The following is a 7,441-nucleotide window of genomic DNA, read 5'->3' as shown; positions in this document are numbered from 1 at the left end:
GCTTGAAAAACTGCTGCGCGAGGAGTTCGTCGGCACCGACGCCTTCGTCAAGCCGCTCGAACTCGGACCGCCGGTCGGCCGCCCGGTGCAATATCGCGTCGGCGGTCCCGACATCCAGACGGTGCGCGAACTGGCGCAGCAATTCGCCGGTGTCATCTCCGCCAATCCAAAGCTAGCAGCGCCGACCTTCGACTGGAACGAGCCGCAGCGTGTGCTGAGGGTCGACGTGCTGCAGGACAAGGCACGCCAGCTCGGTATCACCTCCTCCGACATCGCCAGCGCGCTGAACAGTACGGTCGGCGGCGCCACCATCACGCAGGTGCGCGACGCCACCTATCTGATCAATGTCGTGGCGCGCTCGCGTGGGTCCGAACGCGGCTCGATCGAAACCTTGCAGAACATGCAGCTGCCGACCAGTACCGGCGAGGCGATCCCGCTCGCGGCCGTCGCCAACTTCCGCTACGATCTGGAGCAGCCAACGGTGTGGCGACGCGACCGCATCCCGACCATCACCGTGCGCGCCGGACTGGTCGGCGACGTGCTGCCGGCCACCGTCGTCAACGAGTTGAAGCCGTCGGTCGATGCCTTCACCGCCAAGCTGCCGCCGGGTTATTCGATCGCCACCGCCGGCTCGGTCGAGGAGAGTGCCAAAAGCCAGGGACCAATCGCCGCCGTCGTGCCGTTGATGCTGTTCGTCATGGCGACGATCCTGATGGTGCAGTTGCAGAGTTTCCAGCGCCTGTTCCTGGTGGTGGCCGTGGCGCCGCTCGGCCTGATCGGCGTGGTGGCGGCCCTGGTGCCGAGCGGAGCACCGCTCGGCTTCGTCGCCATCCTCGGCGTGCTGGCGCTGATCGGCATCCTGATCCGCAACTCGGTCATCCTGATCGTGCAGATCGAGGATCTCGTCCGGGACGGCAAGGACCGCTGGGCCGCTGTCATCGAAGCGACGGAACACAGGATGCGCCCGATCGCGCTGACGGCGGCCGCCGCCAGCCTGGCGCTGATCCCGATCGCACGTGAAGTGTTCTGGGGCCCGATGGCCTATGCCATGATGGGCGGCATCATTGCCGGCACGGCGATTACGTTGCTGTTCCTGCCGGCGCTTTATGTGACGTGGTTCAGGATCAAGGAGCCTGAAGCCCAGGAAGAGCCACCTGTGGAGAGCGGCGAACCGGTGCAAGCTCAGACTTAAGGCTTTGCCGGGTCATTCGTTGTCGTTAGAGGGTACGGGACGTGACTTTGCACGCCGCCATGGCGATGATTTCGAGGCGCGCCAAGCATGCCAACCTTTAGGCAAATCGGCCAACTCCAGGATAGTTTGATCCCACCTCACCACCTCTTGCAGGCCGACGAGCATTATGTCGCCGTCATCCACAGGTCCGGGTTCGCTGTTGTGGAATTGCCAAGTGCCACCTTCGTCGTTGTAGCTGTCGTCGTCGTCATCTTCATGCACAACGTATGCGATCCAGTCGCCACGTTTAAATATGCTCTTGTCCGAATACACTGCGAGATTGGGCGGATCCGCAAACTTCCATTCCTCCATAGGAATTCCCCGAGATGGTTGTTCGACGCAAAACGAGAAAACGAATTCAGGCGGTTCTCACAAACCCATCGCTGGCCCGCAACAGATTGCGCGTATAATCCTTGGTTACGCGGCGTTCGACAAGGTCTGCCGCCGCCAGATTCTCCACCGCCTCGCCGCTTTGCATCACCATCAGCCGCTCGCACATATGGGTGATGATGGCGAGGTCGTGGCTGACCATCAGGAAGGTCAGCTTGCGCCGCCTGCGTACCTCTTCCAACAGGTTGAGCACTTCCGCCTGCACCGAGGCATCGAGCGCCGAGGTCGGCTCGTCGAGCAGCAAGATCGACGGTTCGAGAATCAGCGCACGGGCGATCGCCACGCGCTGGCGCTGGCCGCCGGAGAGCTGGTGCGAATAGCGGAACCGAAAACCGTTGCCGAGGCCGACCTCGTCGAGCGCCCGCTGGATGCGCTTTTCGCCGTCGGCAAAGCCATGGATGGCAAGCGGTTCCTGCAGCAGCCGGTCGACGGTCTGGCGCGGGTGCAGCGAGCCGTACGGATCCTGGAAGACCATCTGGACTTCGCGGTAGAAGGCCTTGTCGCGGCGTGTCCCAAGCGTCTTGCCGTTGACGACGATGCTGCCCGATGCGACCGGCGCAAGGCCGGCGATGGCCCGCAGCAGCGTCGATTTGCCGGAGCCGGATTCACCGACCAGGCCGAAGGATTCGCCCGGCTGCACGTCGAGGCTGACACCCTTCAGCGCGCGAAAACGGTCGAAGATCACTTCCAGCCTGTCGACGGCAATCGCGGAAGTCATGCCGCCCACTCCGGCTTGCGGTCGAGCACCGGCAGCGGGTGGCGGTCGGCGCCGATCTTGGGCATGCAATTGAGCAAGCCGCGCGTGTAGGGATGCTGGGCATGGCCGAGTTCGGACGCCTTGAGCTGCTCGACCACCTTGCCGGCATACATGACGATGACGCGGTCGCAGAAGGATGAGACCAGGCGCAGATCGTGCGAGATGAAGATCAGCCCCATGCCGCGTTCGCTGACCAGCTTGTCGAGGATGCCTAGCACATCGAGCTGCACGGTTACGTCGAGCGCCGAAGTCGGTTCGTCGGCGATCATCATTTCCGGTCCTGCGATCAGCATCATGGCGATCATGGCGCGCTGGCCCATGCCGCCCGAAACTTCATGCGGATGCAGGTTGAAGACGCGAGAGGGATCACGGATCTGCACCGCCTCCAGCATGGCCAATGCGCGGTCGCGCGCCTCGGCCTTGCCGACCTTTTCATGGGTGCGCAGCGTCTCGACGATCTGGCGGCCGATGCTCATGACAGGGTCGAGCGAATATTTCGGGTCCTGCAGGATCATGGCGATGCGCTTGCCGCGCAGCTTCCGGCGTTCGCGTGGCGAGACGCTGAGCAGGTCGATGCCGTCGAAGGCGAGCTTGTTGGCCGATATCCGCGCCTGCGGCGGCGTCAGCCCCATAATGGCGCGGCCGGTCTGCGATTTGCCGGAGCCGGATTCGCCGACGATGCCGAGCCGTTCGCGACCGAGCGAAAAGGAGACGCCGCGCACCGCCTCGATCAGCCCGGTGCGGGTCGGGAAAGTGACGCGCAGGTCGTCGACGTCGAGAAGCGTCTTCGTTTCCCTGCTCATTGGTCACCACTGCGAGGGTCGAGCGCGTCGCGCAGGCCGTCGCCGAGCAGATTGAAGCCGAGGCTGACAATGAGGATGGCGAAGCCCGGCGCACCAGCCACCCACCATTGGTCGAGCACGAAGCGGCGACCGGACGCGATCATCGTGCCCCATTCGGGCAGCGGCGGCTGCGCGCCGAGGCCGAGGAAACCGAGCCCGGCGGCGGTCAGGATGATGCCGGCCATGTCGAGCGTCACCCTGACGATCAGGGACGAAATGCAAAGCGGCATGATATGGCGCAGCACGATGCGGAAGGGCGAGGCGCCCATCAGCTGCACCGCCTTGATGTAATCGGAATTGCGCACCGTCAGCGTCTCGGCGCGCGCGATACGGGCGTAGGGCGGCCATGAGGTGATGGCGATGGCCAGCACCGCATTCTCAATGCCGGGGCCCAGTGCTGCGACAAAGGCCAGCGCCAGGATCAGCTTGGGAAAGGCGAGGAAGATGTCGGTGATGCGCATCAGGATGGCATCGGTCCAGCCGCCGGCATAGCCGGCCACCGTGCCGACCAAGAGGCCGATCGGTGCCGCGATGATGGCCACCAGGATGACCACATAGAGCGTCCAGCGCGAGCCGTAGAGGATGCGCGACAGGATATCGCGGCCGAGATCGTCGGTGCCGAACCAATGCTCGGCGCTCGGCGCCAGCAGGCGCGCGTTCTTCAGGTCGCCGAACGTCGGAGAATAGGGCGCCAGCACGCCGGCAAGGGCGGCGACGGCCAGCAAGGCAATGATGATGAGCAGGCCGAGAAAGGCCAGCCGGTTGGCGGAAAAGCGCCGCCACGCCACATAGGCGCGGCCGAGCCTTGCCTGCATGCGCGAGGCCGGCCGCTCGCTGAGCAGCCAGTCGCGACGACTCTGGATGGTGTCGGCGCTCATTGAACCTTCGTCCTCGGATCGAGCACCCGATACAGCAGGTCGGAGAGCAGATTGATGGCGATGAACACCGAGCCAATGACGATGGTGCCGCCGAGCACCGCATTCATGTCGGCGTTCTGCAGCGAATTGGTGATGTAAAGGCCGATGCCCGGCCACGAGAACACGGTTTCGGTGAGCACCGAGCCTTCGAGCAGCCCGGCATAGGAGAGCGCGATCACCGTCACCATCGGCACCGCCGCATTGCGCAGCGCGTGGCCCCAGATGATGCGGGTTTCCGACAGGCCCTTGGCGCGCGCCGCGACGATGTATTCCTGGGACAGTTCGTTGAGCATGAACGAGCGCGTCATGCGGCTGATATAGGCGAGCGAGAAGTAGCCGAGCAGCGATGCCGGCAGGATGATGTGGCGGAAGGCGTCGTAAAACACGTCCCACTGCCCCTGCATCGCGGAGTCGAGGAGATAGAAGCCGGTGATCGGCGTAAAAGTGTACTCGTAGACGACGTCGAGCCGCGCCGGGAAGGCAACCCATTGCAGCTTGGCATAGAACAGCACCAGCGCCAGCAGGCCGAGCCAGAAGATCGGCACGGAATAGCCGATCAGGCCGATGATGCGCACGATCTGGTCGATGAGACTGCCGCGCTTGACCGCCGCCAGCACGCCGAGCGGCACGCCGAACAGCGCCCCGATCAGCGTTCCCAGCGTCGCCAGTTCGGTGGTGGCCGGCAGCGCCCGGCGAATGTCGGTCATGACCGGATTGGTGGTCAGCACGGAGACGCCGAAATTACCGTTCAGGGCATTTTTCACATAGATGTAGAACTGCTCGATCAACGGCAGATCGAGGCCCATCTCGCGGCGCGTGCGCTCGACGACATTGGCCGGCGCCCGGTCGCCGAGCACCGCCAGCACCGGGTCGATCGGAATGACGCGGCCGATGAAGAAGGTGACCGCGAGCAGACCAAGATAGGTCGTGATCGCAATGACCAGGAAACGGCCAAAGGATGATGCAATAGCGACAGCGCGGGCGCTGCCGCGCCCCGCCGCCATTTCTTTTTCAACCGCGCTCATGCGGCGTGTCCGCGAGCATTATTCCTTGGACACCGGTCCGACGAAATTGCTGTCGAAGCTCGGGCCGAGCGCAAAGCCCTTGAGGTTCTTGCGCAGGCCGGCCACTTCCAGCTGCTGGTGGATGACGACGAAGGGGCTGGTGTCCAGGATCTTCTTCTGCAGATCCTTGTACATGTCAGCGCGTTTACCGGCGTCCTTCTCGAGCAGTGCTGCTTCCGTCTCCTTGGTCAGGTCCGGAATGTCCCAGGCGTTGCGCCAGGCCAGCGTCTTGGACTTGCCCGCATCCGAATTGTCCGGGTTCGAGGCAAAGGTCTGGGCGTTGGAATTCGGGTCGAAATAATCCTGGCCCCACTGGCCGATATAGATGTCGTGGTTGCGGGCGCGATATTTGGTCAGCGTCTGCTTGCCGTCGCCCGGGATGATCTCGAGCTTGATGCCGGCCTGGCCAAGCGTCTGCTGGATCGATTCCGCCATGCCGGTCGTCGGCTGGCCGGTGCGTACGTCCATGGTTACGCTGAAGCCGTCGGGCAGGCCGGCCTTGGCCAGCAATTCCTTGGCCTTGGCGACATCGAGCTTGAACGGATTCTCATCCAATTCGCCGAGCACACCCTTGGGCAGGAAGGTCTGGTGGATTTCGCCTATGCCCTTGAGGATGGTGGAACTCAAGGCATCATAGTCGACCAGATATTTGAAGGCCTGGCGGACCTCCGGCTTGGCAAGGTTCGGGTTCTTCTGGTTGAGGCTGATGTAGTAGACGGTGCCCTTCGGCGCGCTGGTGGTCGTGAGATCGGCGTTCTTGGCGATGGCGTCGAGATCGTTCGGCTCGAGATTGCGGGCAACGTCGATGTCGCCGGCTTCGAGCGCCAGGCGCTGGCCCGAGCTTTCCTTCATGTTGCGATAGATGACGCGGGCAAGCTTGGCCTTTTCGCCATGGTAATTGTCGTTGCGCTCGAGAACGACTGCCTCATTGGCGCGCCATTCGCGCAGCTTGAAGACGCCGGAGCCGGCATAGCCGGTCTTCAGCCAGGCATTGCCGAAATCATTGTCCCATTTGTAGTCGGCGCTCGGCGTGACCGCCGCGACATGTTCCTTGACCAGCTTGGCGTCGACCACCGAAGCGACCGTTGCCGACAGGCAGTTCAGGACGAAGCTCGGGGCATAAGCCTTGTCGACGGTGAACTGGAAAGTGGTCTCGTCGACCGCCTTGGCCTTCTCGGCGACGTTGTCGCCGCTGATGCCGAATTGGCCGATGATGAAGGCCGGGCTCTTGTCGAGCTTGACGGCGCGTTCGAACGACCAGGCGACGTCGGCCGCGGTGATCGGATTGCCGGAGGCGAATTTGAGGCCGGGCTTGAGCTTGAAGGTGTAGGTCAGCCCATCGTCGGAGACGGTCCAGCTTTCGGCGAGGTCGCCCTTGACCTTGGAGGTGTCGCTGAGGTCGAGACGGACCAGCAGATCATAGGTATTGCCGGTGACCTCGGCGGTCGACAACTCGAACGCCTCGCCCGGATCCATGGAGATGATGTCGTCGATCGCGAAACCTTCGACCAGCGTGTCGGCGGGCGTGACCGCACCGGCGGGCGCGCCGGCCAGAAGCAGTGCGGACATGGCTGCACCCGCAAGCAGGAAGCGAGAGCGTAGAGCAAACTTTTCCATCATCATCGTGATTGTTCCCTGTTTTGTTGTTTGTTGACCTGAGTTCCCGGCTCAGGGTTGTGGAATTTTTTTCGGGCCTGGAGAGGGGCCCACGGATCTCCTACCGTTGCGGTTTTTGTCCAGTTGGTCAACACCATATCCGGCAGCCTGGTGGCGGGCAACGAGCATTTGTGCGACGGCTCAATGGGCCAGAAAGGCCGGCGGGATGCCGACGCACAAGCCAGCCAATAGAGGCTGCCGATCGGGGAAAATCTGGCGAATGTCGCGGCTACTTCAGCGCCGCGACCAGGTCGGCGTCAGGGAAGCAGGTGGCGGCGCGGCCGTTCTTGGCTTGCCACGTGCCGATCGAACGGCGGGTCTTGAAGCCGGGCAGGCCATCGGCGCTGCCGACATCATAGCCCTTGGCTTCCAGCGACCGCTGCAGGGCCGCGATGTCCGAACGGTGGAGCCCGCCAACCGCGCCCCAGCTGCCGGCAAAATTCGCGTCGCCATGGGCGATGCGATCGGCGCCGTGGCCGATGAACAGCGCGTAGAGGTCGCTGGTGTTGTATTGCTTCAGCACGTAGAAATTGGGCGTGGCGACAAAGGCCGGGCCGCTGCGCCCTGCCGGCATCAACAGGAAG

8 protein-coding genes are annotated in these 7,441 nt (G+C 63.4%); 1 reads left to right on the top strand and 7 read right to left on the bottom strand.

What is annotated here, in order from left to right; translation table 11 throughout:
• The coding region (locus EN964_RS18395; protein WP_164775874.1) for an efflux RND transporter permease subunit at positions 1–1,192 on the top strand (1,192 nt) is incomplete at its 5' end.
• 12 nt (positions 1,193–1,204) lie between these two features.
• Here EN964_RS18395 and EN964_RS18390 read toward each other — a convergent pair.
• From EN964_RS18390 to EN964_RS18360, 7 genes are all read right to left on the bottom strand, one after another.
• Positions 1,205–1,543, bottom strand: coding sequence for a hypothetical protein (locus EN964_RS18390; RefSeq protein WP_127267901.1), 339 nt, complete (start codon positions 1,541–1,543; stop codon positions 1,205–1,207).
• Positions 1,544–1,589: 46 nt separating this feature from the next.
• Positions 1,590–2,339: an ABC transporter ATP-binding protein gene (locus EN964_RS18385; protein WP_127267902.1), complete on the bottom strand. Its 750-nt coding sequence runs from the start codon at positions 2,337–2,339 to the stop codon at positions 1,590–1,592.
• Complete coding sequence (locus EN964_RS18380) at positions 2,336–3,181, bottom strand: ABC transporter ATP-binding protein (RefSeq protein WP_127267903.1); 846 nt, start codon at positions 3,179–3,181, stop codon at positions 2,336–2,338. Before EN964_RS18380 ends, EN964_RS18385 begins: the two co-directional genes overlap by 4 nt.
• Positions 3,178–4,098 (bottom strand): nickel transporter permease, encoded by a 921-nt coding sequence (nikC, locus tag EN964_RS18375; protein WP_127267904.1) that lies wholly within the window; start codon positions 4,096–4,098, stop codon positions 3,178–3,180. The genes EN964_RS18380 and nikC overlap by 4 nt, the downstream gene beginning before the upstream one ends.
• On the bottom strand, positions 4,095–5,162 hold the full coding sequence (locus EN964_RS18370; protein ID WP_127267905.1) for an ABC transporter permease: 1,068 nt from the start codon (positions 5,160–5,162) through the stop codon (positions 4,095–4,097). Before EN964_RS18370 ends, nikC begins: the two co-directional genes overlap by 4 nt.
• An 18-nt stretch (positions 5,163–5,180) precedes the next feature.
• Positions 5,181–6,824 (bottom strand): ABC transporter substrate-binding protein, encoded by a 1,644-nt coding sequence (locus tag EN964_RS18365; RefSeq protein WP_127267906.1) that lies wholly within the window; start codon positions 6,822–6,824, stop codon positions 5,181–5,183.
• A gap of 262 nt (positions 6,825–7,086) precedes the next feature.
• Positions 7,087–7,441 (bottom strand): peptidoglycan-binding domain-containing protein (locus EN964_RS18360; RefSeq protein ID WP_206528729.1); only part of this gene is annotated, 355 nt, incomplete at its 5' end.

The organism is Mesorhizobium sp. M7A.F.Ca.CA.001.10.2.1 (assembly GCF_003998575.1).
Lineage (GTDB): Bacteria > Pseudomonadota > Alphaproteobacteria > Rhizobiales > Rhizobiaceae > Mesorhizobium.
This window is presented reverse-complemented; position numbering and strand designations above follow the sequence as displayed.

Excerpts from the sequence above, each read along its gene's own strand:
- EN964_RS18390 (WP_127267901.1), bottom strand. The coding sequence starts at position 1,543 with ATGGAGGAATGGAAGTTTGCGGATCCGCCCAATCTCGCAGTGTATTCG.
- EN964_RS18385 (WP_127267902.1), bottom strand. The coding sequence starts at position 2,339 with ATGACTTCCGCGATTGCCGTCGACAGGCTGGAAGTGATCTTCGACCGT.
- EN964_RS18380 (WP_127267903.1), bottom strand. The coding sequence starts at position 3,181 with ATGAGCAGGGAAACGAAGACGCTTCTCGACGTCGACGACCTGCGCGTC.
- nikC (WP_127267904.1), bottom strand. The coding sequence starts at position 4,098 with ATGAGCGCCGACACCATCCAGAGTCGTCGCGACTGGCTGCTCAGCGAG.
- EN964_RS18370 (WP_127267905.1), bottom strand. The coding sequence starts at position 5,162 with ATGAGCGCGGTTGAAAAAGAAATGGCGGCGGGGCGCGGCAGCGCCCGC.
- EN964_RS18365 (WP_127267906.1), bottom strand. The coding sequence starts at position 6,824 with ATGATGATGGAAAAGTTTGCTCTACGCTCTCGCTTCCTGCTTGCGGGT.